This is a genomic window from Luteibacter yeojuensis (assembly GCF_011742875.1).
Lineage (GTDB): Bacteria > Pseudomonadota > Gammaproteobacteria > Xanthomonadales > Rhodanobacteraceae > Luteibacter > Luteibacter yeojuensis.
In genome coordinates this window covers 1,308,660-1,323,402 of record NZ_JAAQTL010000001.1, presented here as the reverse complement: position 1 = coordinate 1,323,402, position 14,743 = coordinate 1,308,660, and the positions used below count along the sequence as shown (strand labels likewise).

Below are 14,743 nucleotides of genomic sequence, written 5' to 3'. Positions count from 1 at the left end.
GAGGCAATGGCGATGACTCGGCCGAAGACGACGCCCATGCGCCAGGAGGCCCGTGGCCAGCGCTGCACCATCCGCATTCCCGGCTGCCAGGGCGCCCGAGACACTGTCGTGCTGTGCCACTACCGGCTGGACGACACCAGCGGCACCGCTACGAAGCCGGACGACGAGCAGGCCGCCGAGGGGTGCCACTACTGCCACGACGTCGTCGACGGTCGCCTCTCGCCGCCGGCTGGCTACACCTACGCCGATGTCCGCCTTGCCCATGCCGAGGGCGTTTTCCGCACGCAGCTGCGCCGCCGCCAGGTGTCGCCATGGGATGACGCATGGAAGCCATGATCGAGATCGTCGTGTACGGCACACCCGGCCCGCAGGGCAGCAAGCGCCATGTCGGCGGCGGCGTGATGATCGAATCGTCGAAGAAGGTGAAGCCCTGGCGACAGGACGTGAGGGCCGCCGCGCTCGAGGTCCGGTCGGGACCACCCATCGACGCGCCGGTGATCTGCCGGATGGTGTTCACCCTGCCGAAGCCGCTGAGCGCCCCGAAGCGCCGCCGCACGTGGCCCATGCGCACGCCAGACCTGTCGAAACTCGCTCGGAGCACCGAGGACGCGCTCACCGAGGCCGGCATCTGGCGAGACGACGCGCGGCTGGTTGAGTACGAGCGCCTGGCCAAGGTCTACCCGGGCGAGGATCCGGAAGCCCTGGACGCCCCGGGTGTCCGCATCGTGCTGAGGGTGCTGAGCCCATGACGTGCGATTACGGATGTACCCACACCGGGAAACGTCGCTACCTCACCTCCGCGGATGCGCATGCCGCCGTGGTCGGTACGAAGCGCCGCGGGCACCGCGTCCGCCCGTACCGCTGCGACCACTGCCACGGCTGGCACCTGACCCACTACCTGCAAGAGGTCCGGCCGAAGAGCCGGGCCCGAACCATACCGAGGCCCCTACGATGAACGCCAAGCTCGAGAAGATTGCCCAGATGGAGGGCAAGACCACGTACAAGGATTTCCGGCAGGGTTTCGCGCCGCGATCGCTCGCCGGCGATTCCGACGCGGACATCAAGATGGCGCTGGGTATGGCGCAGCGGAAGGTCGGGGTGGTCGCCATCGCCGCGCTGGAAACCCGGTACGCCTCCACGCTGCTGCACGAGCGCGCCTTGCGCCGTGCCTGGGACCACAAGGTCCGGGAAGACGCCAAGGGCCAGAAGACGAAGCTGCCGCCCCACGAGGTAGCCCTCTTGCGGATGGGCGCCGCCCTGGCGGTGCGCCGATTGGCCGGAGCGCAGATGACCCAGCACGAGGTAGCCGAGTACGCCTGGATGCTGTGTGTCCGCCGGGAGCGACTGGACGAGGCCATGCGATCCGCCGGCGGCTGGCTCGATGGCCTGTGCGGGGACGCGGAAGAGAAGTTTCTGTGGGCGCTGACCCGGGCGAAGGCGTAGCCCCTTGTCAAGTTCACGCGTTAGCTTGAGGGGCGGTATCCTTTCCGCACCACAACGGAGGAACAGGGACAATGTCTAAGAATCGAGACGCAATGATCACCACCCTCGCGGGTATGGCGAACGACGGCAGCGTGAGTTGCGACGTGACCCTTGCAGTAGGAGGGATTCTCGTATCCGGCTACGTCGTGAGCGCGGACAAGTACTACGAGCATCATCCAGTGGCGAAGGCATTCGGGGATGGGATCAAACAGTTGATGGAGCAGGAGAAAGCCGAAAATGGCAACGATGAGGGTTCTCCCCCGACGATGTTCATCCATCTTCGCAATGCCCGCTACTGGCATCCGGGAGGCAACGCAATTCCCACTGGGAGCGAAGGGATCTTCGTCAGGGTAAAGATCGAGGATGTCTCCGCGTTCAATTTCGGGTCCATCAGTAAGGACTGATCGCGTGTAGACCACCTCGCGCGCACGTCATCTTGACGGGACTGGAAAAGCAGTTAAATTCGCCATCATCCAGAACTACCCCCGAAGCCCCGCCATTGTGCGGGGCTTTTTCGTTGGAGCCCTGCCCGACATGCCCATCCCACTTCCCATTTCGCCGGCCGATGCGCTGCGCAAGATCATCGACCCGACGAGCGCGCTGTTGCCGGGCGTGCCCTGGGATGACCGGGCGGCGGTCGCGCTGCTGGCGATCGCGCTGCAGGAGGGTGGCATGGACGGGCAGATCGCCTATCGGCAGCAGATCAGCGGCCCGGCACGCGGCCCCTGGATGTTCGAGCAGGGCGGCGGCGTGCATGGGGTGATGACTCATCAGGCCACGGCCATGCTCGCCGGGCAGTTGCTGGCCCGCCGCGGAGTGCCGAAGACGGAGCGCAGCGCGTACCTGGCGCTGGCGGCGGATGATCTCTTGGCCTGCGGTTTCGCGCGCCTGCTGCTGTTCAGCGATCCGGCGCCGTTGCCCGAGGTCGGAGAAGGGGACGCCATGCTGGCCTACTACCTGCGCAACTGGCGCCCTGGCGCTTACACGCGCGGCAACGCGGCGACGCGGACGATCCTGGCCGGGAAGTTCCTGCACAACTACGACGTGGCGGTCAGCACCGTGCGCGGGGAAGCAACGGCATGAACCGGCCCGTCATCGAGAACCGCTGGACGATGGGCAACCTCGTTTCGTCGCTGGCGGCCACCGCCACGCTCCTGACGGTCGTCGGCAGCATGGCGTGGAAGATCTTCACGATCGATGCCTCCGCCGCGCAGGTGAGCCAGGCCATGGCTCTGTCGACCCAGAACAAGACCGACATCGTGCAGCTGCGCTCCGATGTCGACATGCTGAAGCAACGCCGCGCCGAGGATGCCGGCGCCGTGCAGAACATGCGCACCGAGATCGTCGGCCGCCTTGAGCGCATCGAGGGCAAGCTCGACCAGAAGGCCGACAAGCAGCCCCTCCGGGAGTGGACGAAGTGAACCCGACCCTGAAAGCCCGCCTGCGCGCCTTCTGGCGTGCCGTCCTGCCGTGGCTTCGCCTGCGCTTGCAGCAGCCCACGACGTACATCGGCCTGGTGGTGAAGGTCGCCGCCATCTTCGGCCTGACCGTCACCGATTCCGCCGCCGGCCAGTTGGCAGAGTTCGCCGCCGTGATCGTCGGCGCCGTGCTGATCGCCTGGGACCAGGGCAAGGCTCAGCGCATCGACGATACCGACCAGGCAGGTGCCTGACATGTTCATCAAGCTCGCCCGCGTGCACTTCTTCGCATCGTTCGCCCACTTCCGTGCCGATATGCGCCCGCTGCACGGGCCGCAGACGTGGCCCTGGTGGCGGCTGGTATCCGCCACGATCGTGCGGCTTGGCGGCATCCACGCTCCGAGCACCGGTCGCCGACTCTGGGTGTACACCCGTTGGGGCGCTTGCTTCTTCGATTGCGTGGTCGACCGCCGCAAGGTCGCTTCGGCGTGACCTGGTTGCTGTCCCTTCTCCGCAGCGGCAAGGACTGGGCGCTCGCCATCCTGGCCACGCTGGCCGCGGCCGGTGCTGCCTACTTCTTCGGCCGTCGCAGTGGTTCGAGCGAGGCCACCGCGAACGCGCAACTGCAACAGCGCGCCGACCAGGCCGAAACCACTGCCGCCGCGGCGCAGGCTGCGGTGCACAACGCCGAGGTGCGCCATGACGTCGAATCCGAAACAGCTGCGCTTCCTGATGCGCCTCCTTCGAGTGTTGCCGCTGCTCCTGCTGGTACGGCCGCTGGTCGGTTGCGCGACGATGGATGGACGCGCGACTGAGCCGCCCGTGATCGTTTCCGATCCCTGTAGCGCCTGGAAGCCCATCTACGTGAGCACGAAAGACGTGCTGACCGATGCGACGGCCAAGGCGATCCTCGATCACAACGTGACGGGCGCCAAGCTCTGCGGTTGGAAGCCGCGCACCACCAGCAAGAAGTAACCCCACCACCGCCACCAGCGGGCCAACCCTGAACCACCGAACCGAGTCGCCATCGCGAGTCGGGCAGGGTGGATCAGTCGGAGCACGACATGGCACCCCGAAAGACCGCCTCGAAGAAGGCACCCGCCGCGAAACGCGGCAAGGCCACGAAGGCCACCAGCAAGAAGGCAGCGAAGGACGCACCTGCGACCACCACTCGCGCCTCGCGCAAGTCCACGCCGGACGCGCCCGCTGGCGATTCGTACGTCATGTACTCCCCGGAAATCGGCGCCGCTGTCTGCGCATTGATATCCGAGGGCGCATCGGTGCGTGCGATCGCGGCACAGACGGGTATGCCGAGCAAGGCCGCCATCTTCCAGTGGCTGGCGAAGCACGAGGACTTCCGGGTGGCGTACATGGCGGCGACGCACGAGCGTGCGCATGCCCGCTATGAGTCCATGGATGAGGTCATCTATGACCTTCGCCACGGCAGGATCGATGCCCGGTCCGCTCGCGTCATGGTCGACACGCTGAAATGGCAATGCGCCATCGAGTCGCCGGAGCGCTACGGCCAGGTGTCCCGCCATGAACTCACCGGCAAGAACGGTGGGCCGATCAAGTCGCAGCAGCTGCCCGCTGCCGACATGACGCCCGAAGAACGACAGGCCGAGATCCGCAATCTCGCCGCCCAGCACCCCGAGCTGTTCGCCACGGTGGCGAGCGGCCCCGCTCACTAGGAGTAGCCCCATGGCTCTTACCCCCAGCGAAGTCGCCCTGCGACTCAACAGCCTGCCGTCCGACCAGGCCCGCGCGCTCACCGCGCTGTTCGACAAGCTGATTTCCGACGTCGCCGCCGTGACCGCTGGCGAGGTGTCGTCGGACACCATCACCGACGCGACCGAAACCGGCATCAGCCTCCTGACCGCTGTCGATGCCGCCGCAGCGCGCACTGCTATCGGGGTGGTGGACGCCACCACGGAAACGGCTGGCGTGGTGTTGCAGGCCGAGGCGCAGGCCGATAGCACGGCCGCCGATGTCGCCGGCCTCAAGACGGACTTCAATGCCCTGCTGGCGAAGCTCCAGGCCGCGGGCCTGATGGCGTCGTAATCCCGCCATGGCGACCACTCTCGACAACTTCGTCCGGTCCGTCCTGGCCACGGATGCAACGGCGGCCGACACGCAGCTTGTGCTGGCCAAGGCGGCGGCGCCTCTGCGCGATCCGCCGGCAGCCACCGAGGACGCCCCGGGCATCATCGTCCTGCAGGACGTTCCGAGCGCGCCGGCGAAGATCGAGATCGTGCGCTACACCGGTCGCGCCATCGTCGGTAACCAGGTGACGCTGACCGGCGTCACCCGAGCGCAGGAAGGCACCACCGCTCAATCCTGGACGGCTGGTACGCCCACGCTCCAGGGCATCACCGCAGGGCTCATCGCGCAAAAGATGGACACCGGCGACACCGCGGACGCGGCGACGAAGCTGGCCGATGCGCGGACCTTTGCCCTTGCGGGGCTGGTCACGGCCGCGGCGGTGTCCTTCGACGGCACGGCCAATGTCGCGCTCACGACGTCCATTGCCGACGGCGCTCTTACCTTCGCCAAGGTGAGCGGGCTACAGACGGCGCTCGATGCGAAGATGCCGAAGTCGGGTGGGACATTCACTGGCGCCGTGGCCTTCAACGAGCGCCCGATCTTCGATGGGGCCACGCCCTGGGATTCAACGAACCTTGCGCATCCCGTGAGAAACACGACGTCGAACGACGTCTTCTTTGCATGGGGCTCCAACCAACTCGGCATCACCATCGATACGACGTTCCAGGGCTATCTCTGGCATTCCGGAAACTTCGATCCGGGCAACTACGCCGCGCTCTCTGGGGCGACATTCACGGGCCCCGTAGTCATCGGTGGTGGCACCGATATGTCGGTGCAACTGAATCCCGTCGGCGGGCGCATGTATCGCTTCGCGTCCACCGCCTCCGGAAACGCCGGCATCTACAACGTCACGAGTACCCGATGGGCAATGCGCCTGGACGCCAGCGACAACCTGTACATCCAGGGCAATGCCTCCGCCCCGGACTTCATCGCGACCTCGGACCCTCGTCTGAAGGACCGGGTGCGTCCTCTCCTTCGCGGCATGGAATCGCTAAAGCAGATGCGGCCGCGCGAGTACGTGAAGTACGACACCCCGGAGTTTCGTGGCCCAGGCAAACCCGAGGTGGGCTTCCTCACGACCGAGGTCGAGAAGGCTCTCCCGGAAGCCAAGATTCCTCTGCCCAACGGCTACGACGGCGTGTCTTACGGGCAGGTGACCGCACTACTCGCGTCCGCGCTGCTCGAGGTGGACGATCGGCTGGCCAAGCTGGAGGGCCACTGACATGGCGGTCTCGTTGCGCGAGCGTCAGCTGACCTTCGGTGCATCTAGCCTGCTCGGCCTACGCCGTGGTGCCGGCCACGTGCCGAACGTCTCGCAGAACGCAGCCGTTCCCACCACCGCGCCGATTGCACTGTCGCAGTTGGCTGGTGCCGTGAACTACGTGCCGCTGTCGATCAACGGTCCGTCGCTGGTGAGCCTTGGCACGATTCCGGTCAGCCGTCCACCATCGTCCGCGTCGCACGCTGCAGGGACCAGTACGTCCGGCGGCTCCGGATCGATAACAGCCACATGGCAGCGCATCAGCGGATCCAGTATCCCGGTGTGCAGCAATACGGCCGCGGTCAATCCCACGTTCTCCTGCGTGGGCAACCTGGGCAACACCGGCGGTGGCGGCACCGAAACGCTCACCGCCGTGTGGCGTCTCACCGTTGGCGACGGCCATTCGTCTGCCTTCAAAGACATCACCATCAGCGTCTCACGGGATCTTCCGTAATGGCCATCGCCGACGAACGCCTCATGTCGAACCTCCGGGAAATGACGGACTGCCTCCCGTGCGTGAAAGCGCTGAAGCCGCTCCGTGTCTTCGACAAGACGACGGGGCGGGAAACGATTGCGATCGGTGCAGCGGCCAGCCAAGCCTGCATCCCTGAACTTATCTCGTCAGGGGCCGACGGCTTCCAGCGGCTGGACTATGAACTGCTCACCGTGCGCCTCATCGGGGCCGTGAAGACGCTGGCTGACCAGGTGGAAGCCCTCCAGGCGCAGGTACAGGGAGGCGGAGGCACCGCCTAACCGTATGGCGGACCCGGCGGCGCGCCTGCTCGAGCTATTGCAGGCCGAGCACCGATTCAACCAGCTGGCGTACATGTTCCCGGACACCGGGCCGCTGCGGCGGGAGTTGTACGCGAAGCACATGTCGTTCATCACCCTTGGCGCGACCACGCGCGAGCGGTGTTTCATGGGTGGCAACGGTGTCGGCAAGTCGGTGCTCGGCGGGTTCGAGACGGCATGCCACGCCACCGGGCGATATCCGGATTGGTGGACGGGCTACCAGTTCAACACCTCGATCCCGATGTGGGTCGGTGGCGACACGAACGAGACGGTCCGCGACATCACGCAGGCGAAGCTCTTCGGGAACGTCGCGAAAGACCCGGAACTGCTGGGCACCGGCCTCATCCCGCGTGACGCCATCGACGCCGAAGGCATCCGGTTTCGACCGAACACCAACCGCGCGATCGACTTCGCGAGGGTGAAGAACAAGGATGGCGGGTGGACCGTCATCAACCTGAAGAGCTACGAGCAGGGTCGAAAAGCCTGGCAGGGTACGGAGATTCCCTGGATCTGGCTCGACGAGGAACCGCCGCTCGATATCTATGTCGAGTGCGTCATGCGCGGCCGCACCACCGCCGGCAAGATCGCTCTCACGTTCACGCCGCTGTCGGGCTGGACGGACGTCGTCGACGGCTTCATGAAGTGGGAGCAGGCCCTCGCCGAGGGTGGCTCCAAGCGCCTCATCACCTGCGGCTGGGATGACATCCCTCACCTCGGCGAGCAGGAGAAACGAGAGTTGCTGGCGGCCACGCCGGGTTACCTCCGTGATGCCCGCCGCTATGGCACCCCGGTCGCCGGCAAAGGCAAGGTTTACCCCGTGGACGAAAAAGACTTCGTCATCCCGCCCATCCCGCTCCCGAACCACTACCGACGCGTCTACGGGTTCGATGGCGGCTGGTACAACACCGCGGCGGTGTGGCTGGCCTACGACAAGGACACCGACACCGTCTACCTGTACAGCGAGTACAAGCGCGGCGAGGTGGAGATTCCGATCCACGCCGCCGCCATCAAGTCGCGCGGCCTCTGGATTCCCGGTGTCGGCGATGCCGCCGCGATCAACCAGGGCGACGGCGAGCAGATCCTGAAGCTCTACAAGAAGGAAGGGCTGAAGCTGCGCCTGGCTGAGAAGGCCGTGGACGCTGGCTTGCAGGACGTGCTCGGCCGCATCGCCACCGGACGTTTCAAGGTGTTCTCCACCTGCCAGAAATGGCTCGAGGAATACCGCCGCTACAGCTACGACGATCAGGGTCGCATCCGTAAACAGGATGACCACCTGATGGACGCCACACGCTACGGCGTCGTGAGCGGTCTGAAGATCGCTACGACACCCCAGGTTGCCGCCGCGCAGCCGAACGAGGAACTGACCTTTGGCCTCTACCGTTGATTCCGCCCTCGACGGGCTCGATCCCGTCGAGACTGCCGCCGTCGCCGAAACGGTGCGGGCGAACCCCGAACTGTTGCAGCTGCCGGACGAGCAACAGCGTCACGCTCTCGACGAGATCATCGGCGCCGTGCGCGACCAGCGCGTGGCTGCGCGAGGGCTCATCAAGGAACTGGAGCAGTCCCGCGACCGGATCATCGCCGGCCGTGCCGAGATCGAGCAGCGCTGGGTTGAAGACGTCAACCAGTACGAAGGCGAGTCCACATTGCCCGTGTCGAAGGAGTACTCGACCGAGGGCAACAATCGGGAGCGCGACACCCAGACGAAGGTGAACCTCACCCGCGCCCGCACCAACATGGCCGCGGCGCGTATCGCGGACATGCTGTTCCCGGCCAACGACCGGAACTGGGATCTTCAGCCGCTCACCGATCGCGTGGGCGAGGCCTTGCGCAAGGTGGATGCCGGTCAGCCGCCGCAGGCTGCCCAGCCGATGCAGCCACCTGGCGCACCGCAACCCGGCATGCCTGCGCCTGGCCAGCCCACGCCCGCGCCGCAGCCGACGGATGACCAGACGGCCGTGGCCACCGGTGCCGCCACCGCCGATCAGGATAAGGGCAAGTGCGACGGGATGCGCGAGAAGATCCAGAACTACCTGGACGACTCGCTGTACTCCGAGCACGGTCGCCGGATCATCGAGGACGGCTGCAAGATCGGCGTGGGCGTTATGAAGGGCCCGTTCACCCGCAAGATCCGGCGGAAGCGGTTCGGCTTCCAGCGGAACTCGCAGGGCAGGATGGTCGCCACGCTCGACGTCATGGAGCATCGCGTCCCGCAGTGCACCCGCGTCGATCCACGGTTCTTCTATCCCGCGGCCGCGCGGACGATGGAAGAATGCGAACAGGTCTTCGAACTGCACCTGATGAGCCGGTCGGCCATCAAGGAGCTTGCCGGTCAGGACGGCATCGACAAGCCCGCCGCCGAACTCCTGCTGCGGCAGAAGCCCGACCTGGGCCGGGTTGGCGATAACCTGCGGAAGTGGAACCAGCGCTGCGTCCTGAAGGAAGAGTTCGAGGGACTGTATGCGGTGTGGGAAGCGCACGTCGTCCTGAGCAAAGAACAGCTGGAGGCCTTGGGCCTGGGCGACCTCGACGGCGACGTGGACGTGATCCCCGTGGCGGAACTGTGGTTCTGCCAGGGCGAACTACTCCGCGCCTCGCTGTCGGTCCTCGAGGCCGACCGTCGGCCGCCGTACTGGACGTGGTGCTACGAGCGCGCGGACGACACCATCTACGGCTACGGCATCCCCTGGCTGTACCGCAACCCGCAACGGTCCATCGACAGCATCTGGCTCATGCTGATGCACAACATGGCCGTCAGCAGCGGCCCCCAGGTCTTCTACAAGAAGGGCATCGTCAAGCCCAAGGACGGCGTCTACAAGATCCGTGGGCCGAAACTCTGGGAGGTCGAGGACGAGGACGTCGAAGACGTCAGCAAAGTCTTCCGGGCCGAGACGCTGCCCAACAACGCCTCGCAGCTGATGGAGGTGCTGAAGCTGGCGATGGAACTGGGTGACGACGAAATTTCGTTGCCCTCGATCGCGCAGGGTCAGCCGAACGATGCAGTTCCCACGGCAGCTGGACTGATCCAGCTGCTGAATGCTTCGAACATCGTACAACGCCGGTGCGCGAAGTCCATGGACGACGATCTGATCTCGCCCATGATCGAGCGTTTCTACGTGTGGGAAATGCTGCACGGCGAGGACGACACCATCAAGGGCGACTTTGCGGTGTCGGCACGCGGCACCAGCGTGCTGCTGCATAAGGACATCAAGGCCCAACACCTCCAGATCATCGCCCAGATCACCGCGGATCCGCGTTTCGCCGTGTACCTCAAGGAAGGCGAGTTCCTGCGCGAAATGTTCGAAGCCGCCGATGTGTCGTCGGAAGTCCTCCTGCGTACCGACGAAGAGGCCGACCAGATTCGCCAGCAACAGGCCCAGGCGAGCCGGCAGGGCGCCGGCGCGGCCGATCAGGCGAAGGCCCAGGCCATGCAGGCCCAGACCGACCTGAAGAGGCAGCAGCTGGAACTGGAGCAGCAGCGCTTCCAGGTCGAACAGCAGCAGGCCGCCGAAGAGCGCGCGATGCTCCACCAGGAGCGTATGGCCGAATTGCAGGACAAGGCCGAAGAGCGCCAAGCCCGCCTGATGCTGAAGAACACCGAGCTTCAGATCATGGCCGCGCGCCTGGCGACCGAGAAAGACATTTCGCTGGCCGAGATCGAGAAGGATCTTCAGATCGCCCAGTCGACCAACAACCTCGCCCAGTTCATGGGCACGATGAACGCGCGCCTGAAGGCAGCGACCATCGCCAAGGATCGGCAGGAAATGAGCCTCAAGGTTGATCCTGCGAACGCCTCCGGGACCGGCATCTGATGGCGATCGATACCCGTTCCGATACCTGGAAAGACGTTTCCGGCTGGGCGAAGGCCCGCCTGGCTAAAGCCCGTAGCGCGCTGGAGAGCGACGCGACGGAACACGAGCAAACGCTCGCGCTCCGCGCACAGATCAAGCTGCTGAAATCGCTGCTCGAACTGCCCAGTGCCGCTCCGACCAAGACCGAATCCGAAGTCGCCTTCGGAATCGAGCCCCCGTGAGCAGACCATGACCGACGAAACCAAGAACCTTTCCGAAGACGAACAGTTCGCCGCGATGACCACCGGCAACCCGCTGTTCGGTGAAGCCACCGCCGGCGCTGCACCTGGCGCCGTAGACACGACCGACGATGGCGCCGGCGCGCAGGGTCCCGATCAGACGGCGGCCTCCGCAGCCACGCAGGACGACGGTGCGACGGCGCGTGATGTTTCGGATGGGAACGCCACCGTGCAGGCCGGTGCCGATGGCACGCAGGGCGGCTCGGGGCAGGGTGCTGATGAAGAGCCGTTCCCCGGCTATGCGAACCTCAGCCCCGAAGTGCGCGAGGCGTTCGACAACCTGTCGAAGAAGAGCCGGAAGTTCGAGAACGATTACAGGGCGCTGCACGGCATGATGGCGCCGACGCAGCGACAGAACGCGGAATTGCGCCGCCAGGTGGAAACCACCACGGCGCGAATCCAGCAGCTGGAGCAGGTTGGGCGCACGCAAGGGAACGCGGGCGCCGCCACGGATGACGCCCAGAACGGATTCGATGAATGGGCTGCGCAGTTCCCAGAGGAATCCCGGATGCTTCAGGCGCTGGTGAATCCTTTGCGGGAAGAGGTGAAGTCCCTGAAGGGGCAGCTTAGCGCTGCCCGCACCGAGCTTGGCTCGCTCTCGTCGGACCGGGAGCAAGCGGCGTTGGAACGCGAGGTGAGTGCACTGGAACTCAAGCACGCGGATTGGCGCGATATCCATAACAGTCCCAGTTACTGGGAGTGGTTGGAGCGGCAGCCTCCCGGCATCCAGGCCCTCAACGCGTCGATGAATGCCCTCGACACGATCTCCCTGCTCGACATCTACAAGGGCAGTCTCGCAACCACTACCGCCGTCCCTGCGCAAAGCGCGCAGACCGGCACGGCCGACGCGATTCAGCATCGGCGCACCCAGGCGCTCGAACGTGGCACGGCTCCGAACGTGCGTAGCCCCGAATCCACCGGTTCTACGGGTGGCAATCCGGGCGGCGCGATGTCGGACGACGATGCCGCCTTCCTGCAGCTGGTGGGTGATAACCCCAATTTCCGTTAACAGAGGATTGCCGTCATGGCACAGCGTCAGTATCAGCCCATCGCGGGCGTTTCTGCCCCCATCTACTGCGAAGCCAAGGTGCTCGAGCGCGCCGGCCCGCATATCTGCCTCGACCTCGCCGCCGACATGAAGCCGGTGCCGAAGAACGCCGGTAACGCCGTGAACTTCCGTCGCTGGCGGAACCCGGCGGTGAACGAGACCCCGAACGCGGAGGGTGTCACGCCGACGTCCCGCGCGCTCGCGCACGACGACTACAACACCACGATCAACCGCTTCGCGGAGGTGTTCGAAGAGTCGCGTTACAACTACGACCTGGACGTGTGGGATAGCGTCAAGGGTGCGGCCGATGTGCTCGGCGACCTGATCCAGCGTACCCGCGAGCGCGTCCGCTACAACACGGGCAAGGCCGGTTCGGCCGTGTCCTACAACAGCCCGTCGGTGACCACCCGTGATGGCGTGAACGGCGCCATCTCCGTTGGCCGCCTCGACGTCGCCACCCGCGCGCTGGAAGCGAACAAGGCGATGACCTTCACGCAGATGATCCGCGCGTCGACGGCGGTCAGCACGGCGGGCGTGGAGCCGGCGTATTTCGCCTTCGGCCACACCGATCTGATGCCGGACCTGCGTCGCCTGCCGGGCTTCCGCACGGTGCCCGAAATGTCGAACCTGCCGGCCGAGGCCAAGAGCCCGCTGCTGCGTGGCGCCTTGGGCTCGGTGCTGTTCTTCCTCTCGCCCGAACTGGAGCCGTTCTACGGCGCGGGCGCAGCCGTGGGCAGCACGGGCATGAAGTCGCGCGACGGCACCAACGTCGATGTGTACCCGCTGATGATCTTCGGTCAGCACGCGCTGGGCAGCATCGCACTGCGCGGTTCGGGTCCGGCCGGCCGGGGGGCCGTCAAGGTCAGCATCCTCGACCAGCCCGACAAGTCCGACCCGACGAACGAGCGCGTCTACATCGCGGCCGCCTGGTACGACGCCGCGCTGCGCCTCTCGGAAGAATGGATCCAGCGTATCGAGGTCGGCGTCACCGCCAATCCGACCTAACGCCGTAGGACCGGCATCCGTCAGCTTCGGCTGGCCCTTCGAGGCCCCGCTCCGGCGGGGTCTCTTTTTTTGAGGTTCCCATGACCCAGAACACCAACGAACAGCTGCTCGAATGGATGCGCACCGGCTTCGCCGACCTCGAGCGCGACGATCTGAAGCAGGCCGCGAAGGATCTCAATGTCCAGTACGCGCCGCAAACCAACAGCGAGACGTTGCGGCAGAAGCTGCGCGCCGCCATCGGCTTCACCGAGACGACGCTGACCAACGACCAGGTCACGGCGATCGCTTCGGCAGCACCGAAGCCTGCCGCCAACGGCTTCACGCTGTCGTCCGCGCCGCCCAATCTGGGGCCGTCCGGTCGCTGGGGTGGGCGCTACCGCCGCGTCCGGTTGTCGAAGACCGACTATTACCAGAACTTCGTGGGCTTCCCGATCTCGTGGGAAGGTCAGATCAAGTACTTCCACTTCGATACCGAACTCGACATGCCGTGGCCCTATTACGAGGCGCTGCGCAACATGATCGAAACGCAGGTGACCAAGGATCTCTCGGCGGATGGCCGCAGCGTGATTACCAAGGAAACCCGGCGTCCGGTGATCCCGTTCTCCGACCTGGGGGATACCCCGGGAACCGAGGGCCTGCCGTGCTCCATGATCGAGTACGTGCAGGAGGTGGCGAAATCGGCCAACAACTTCGCCGATAGCAACCGCCGCGACCTCATCCGCGTGATGCGCTGGCTGCACGGCCCGCAGGCCAACGTGACGACGAAGGACATGAGCGACGACGACATCCGCGACCAGCTCCTGACGTTCATCGGCGTCGATATCTACGCGGACGCCTAAGCCATGTCGACCTTCCTGGAACTGTGCAAGGACGTGCACCGCATCTCGCGCATCGGCGAAGACCCGCCGGGTACGGCGCCCGAGACGGTGATCGGCCAGGAGGGCGTGCTGGCAGAGATCGTCAGCTGGGTGCAGTACGCCTATCGCGACATCCAGGAGGATCAGCGTGACTGGGCGTTCCGCGAGTCCACGGCCACCGTGACGGGTGTCGCGGTGCGCACCGTGGACGCCGCGCTGCTGCCGGCGGATTACGAGACGCTGCGTCCTTACACCAGCGACATGCGGCATCGCCACATCCTCGTGGCGCCCACGGGGCAGGGTGTGGCCGCGCAGCAGCCGGCGTGGTTCGTTCCATGGGAGGAATGGCGCGGCGGCCGGTACGAGCGCGGCTCGGCCGCTAGCGCCACGGGCCTGCCGAACTACTTTTCCGTGATGCCCGACGGGTCGCTGCGGCTGTACCCGACGCCGGCCCAAGCGGTGGATATCACGTTCGCGTACACCCGGGCCCTGGCCACGCTGGAAGCGGATACGGACGCGCCCATTCTGCCGGCGCAGCATCACCAGGCCATCGTGTGGCGGGCGCTGATGATTTACGCGGATTCGCGCGAGAAGACCCAGGAGTCCTACCAGAAGTGGGAGCGCCGCCGGAAACAGGCGATGGCGCGGCTCTACCGCGAGCAGCTGCCCGAGTTGGGGTTCTGACGC

21 protein-coding genes are annotated in these 14,743 nt (G+C 65.7%); all 21 read left to right on the top strand.

Annotated elements, in window-relative coordinates; genetic code table 11:
- The first annotated feature begins 12 nt into the window (after positions 1-12).
- The 21 genes from HBF32_RS05820 (at position 13) to HBF32_RS05715 (ending at position 14,740) form a co-directional block, all read left to right on the top strand.
- Positions 13-336 (top strand): nuclease domain-containing protein, encoded by a 324-nt coding sequence (locus HBF32_RS05820; RefSeq protein ID WP_166698764.1) that lies wholly within the window; start codon positions 13-15, stop codon positions 334-336.
- Complete coding sequence (locus HBF32_RS05815) at positions 324-749, top strand: RusA family crossover junction endodeoxyribonuclease (RefSeq protein ID WP_166698763.1); 426 nt, start codon at positions 324-326, stop codon at positions 747-749. Before HBF32_RS05820 ends, HBF32_RS05815 begins: the two co-directional genes overlap by 13 nt.
- A gap of 202 nt (positions 750-951) precedes the next feature.
- The gene (locus HBF32_RS05810) at positions 952-1,443 is read left to right on the top strand and encodes a hypothetical protein (protein WP_166698762.1); all 492 of its coding nucleotides are present in this window, start codon (positions 952-954) and stop codon (positions 1,441-1,443) included.
- Between the two features lie 92 nt (positions 1,444-1,535).
- Complete coding sequence (locus HBF32_RS05805; RefSeq protein WP_166698761.1) at positions 1,536-1,886, top strand: hypothetical protein; 351 nt, start codon at positions 1,536-1,538, stop codon at positions 1,884-1,886.
- A gap of 130 nt (positions 1,887-2,016) precedes the next feature.
- On the top strand, positions 2,017-2,565 hold the full coding sequence (locus HBF32_RS05800) for a hypothetical protein (protein WP_166698760.1): 549 nt from the start codon (positions 2,017-2,019) through the stop codon (positions 2,563-2,565).
- Positions 2,562-2,903, top strand: a complete 342-nt coding sequence (locus tag HBF32_RS05795) for a hypothetical protein (RefSeq protein WP_166698759.1) — start codon at positions 2,562-2,564, stop codon at positions 2,901-2,903. Before HBF32_RS05800 ends, HBF32_RS05795 begins: the two co-directional genes overlap by 4 nt.
- Positions 2,900-3,154, top strand: a complete 255-nt coding sequence (locus tag HBF32_RS05790) for a hypothetical protein (protein WP_166698758.1) — start codon at positions 2,900-2,902, stop codon at positions 3,152-3,154. Before HBF32_RS05795 ends, HBF32_RS05790 begins: the two co-directional genes overlap by 4 nt.
- Before the next feature lies 1 nt (position 3,155).
- A complete protein-coding gene (locus tag HBF32_RS05785; protein ID WP_166698757.1) occupies positions 3,156-3,392 on the top strand; it encodes a hypothetical protein in 237 nt (78 codons plus the stop codon).
- A complete protein-coding gene (locus HBF32_RS05780; RefSeq protein WP_166698756.1) occupies positions 3,389-3,715 on the top strand; it encodes a hypothetical protein in 327 nt (108 codons plus the stop codon). The genes HBF32_RS05785 and HBF32_RS05780 overlap by 4 nt, the downstream gene beginning before the upstream one ends.
- A gap of 249 nt (positions 3,716-3,964) precedes the next feature.
- Entirely contained in the window at positions 3,965-4,591 is a 627-nt protein-coding gene (locus tag HBF32_RS05770) for a terminase small subunit-like protein (RefSeq protein WP_166698754.1), read from the top strand.
- 10 nt (positions 4,592-4,601) lie between these two features.
- Positions 4,602-4,961 carry a head fiber protein gene (locus tag HBF32_RS19145; RefSeq protein ID WP_205287712.1) on the top strand — a complete coding sequence of 120 codons (360 nt, stop codon included), beginning with the start codon at positions 4,602-4,604 and terminating at the stop codon, positions 4,959-4,961.
- 7 nt (positions 4,962-4,968) lie between these two features.
- Entirely contained in the window at positions 4,969-6,225 is a 1,257-nt protein-coding gene (locus HBF32_RS05760; RefSeq protein ID WP_166698753.1) for a tail fiber domain-containing protein, read from the top strand.
- 1 nt (position 6,226) lies between these two features.
- The gene (locus HBF32_RS05755; protein ID WP_166698752.1) at positions 6,227-6,718 is read left to right on the top strand and encodes a hypothetical protein; all 492 of its coding nucleotides are present in this window, start codon (positions 6,227-6,229) and stop codon (positions 6,716-6,718) included.
- The gene (locus HBF32_RS05750) at positions 6,718-7,017 is read left to right on the top strand and encodes a hypothetical protein (RefSeq protein ID WP_166698751.1); all 300 of its coding nucleotides are present in this window, start codon (positions 6,718-6,720) and stop codon (positions 7,015-7,017) included. The genes HBF32_RS05755 and HBF32_RS05750 overlap by 1 nt, the downstream gene beginning before the upstream one ends.
- 4 nt (positions 7,018-7,021) lie before the next feature.
- Complete coding sequence (locus tag HBF32_RS05745) at positions 7,022-8,440, top strand: terminase large subunit domain-containing protein (protein WP_166698750.1); 1,419 nt, start codon at positions 7,022-7,024, stop codon at positions 8,438-8,440.
- On the top strand, positions 8,424-10,868 hold the full coding sequence (locus tag HBF32_RS05740) for a hypothetical protein (RefSeq protein ID WP_166698749.1): 2,445 nt from the start codon (positions 8,424-8,426) through the stop codon (positions 10,866-10,868). The genes HBF32_RS05745 and HBF32_RS05740 overlap by 17 nt, the downstream gene beginning before the upstream one ends.
- The gene (locus tag HBF32_RS05735) at positions 10,868-11,089 is read left to right on the top strand and encodes a hypothetical protein (protein WP_166698748.1); all 222 of its coding nucleotides are present in this window, start codon (positions 10,868-10,870) and stop codon (positions 11,087-11,089) included. The genes HBF32_RS05740 and HBF32_RS05735 overlap by 1 nt, the downstream gene beginning before the upstream one ends.
- Positions 11,090-11,096: 7 nt before the next feature.
- Complete coding sequence (locus HBF32_RS05730; protein ID WP_166698747.1) at positions 11,097-12,155, top strand: AAA family ATPase; 1,059 nt, start codon at positions 11,097-11,099, stop codon at positions 12,153-12,155.
- A 15-nt stretch (positions 12,156-12,170) separates the two neighbouring features.
- The gene (locus HBF32_RS05725; protein WP_166698746.1) at positions 12,171-13,199 is read left to right on the top strand and encodes a N4-gp56 family major capsid protein; all 1,029 of its coding nucleotides are present in this window, start codon (positions 12,171-12,173) and stop codon (positions 13,197-13,199) included.
- Positions 13,200-13,279: 80 nt separating this feature from the next.
- Entirely contained in the window at positions 13,280-14,038 is a 759-nt protein-coding gene (locus HBF32_RS05720) for a hypothetical protein (protein WP_166698745.1), read from the top strand.
- Positions 14,039-14,041: 3 nt separating this feature from the next.
- Positions 14,042-14,740, top strand: coding sequence for a phage adaptor protein (locus HBF32_RS05715; protein ID WP_166698744.1), 699 nt, complete (start codon positions 14,042-14,044; stop codon positions 14,738-14,740).
- Positions 14,741-14,743: the final 3 nt, after the last annotated feature.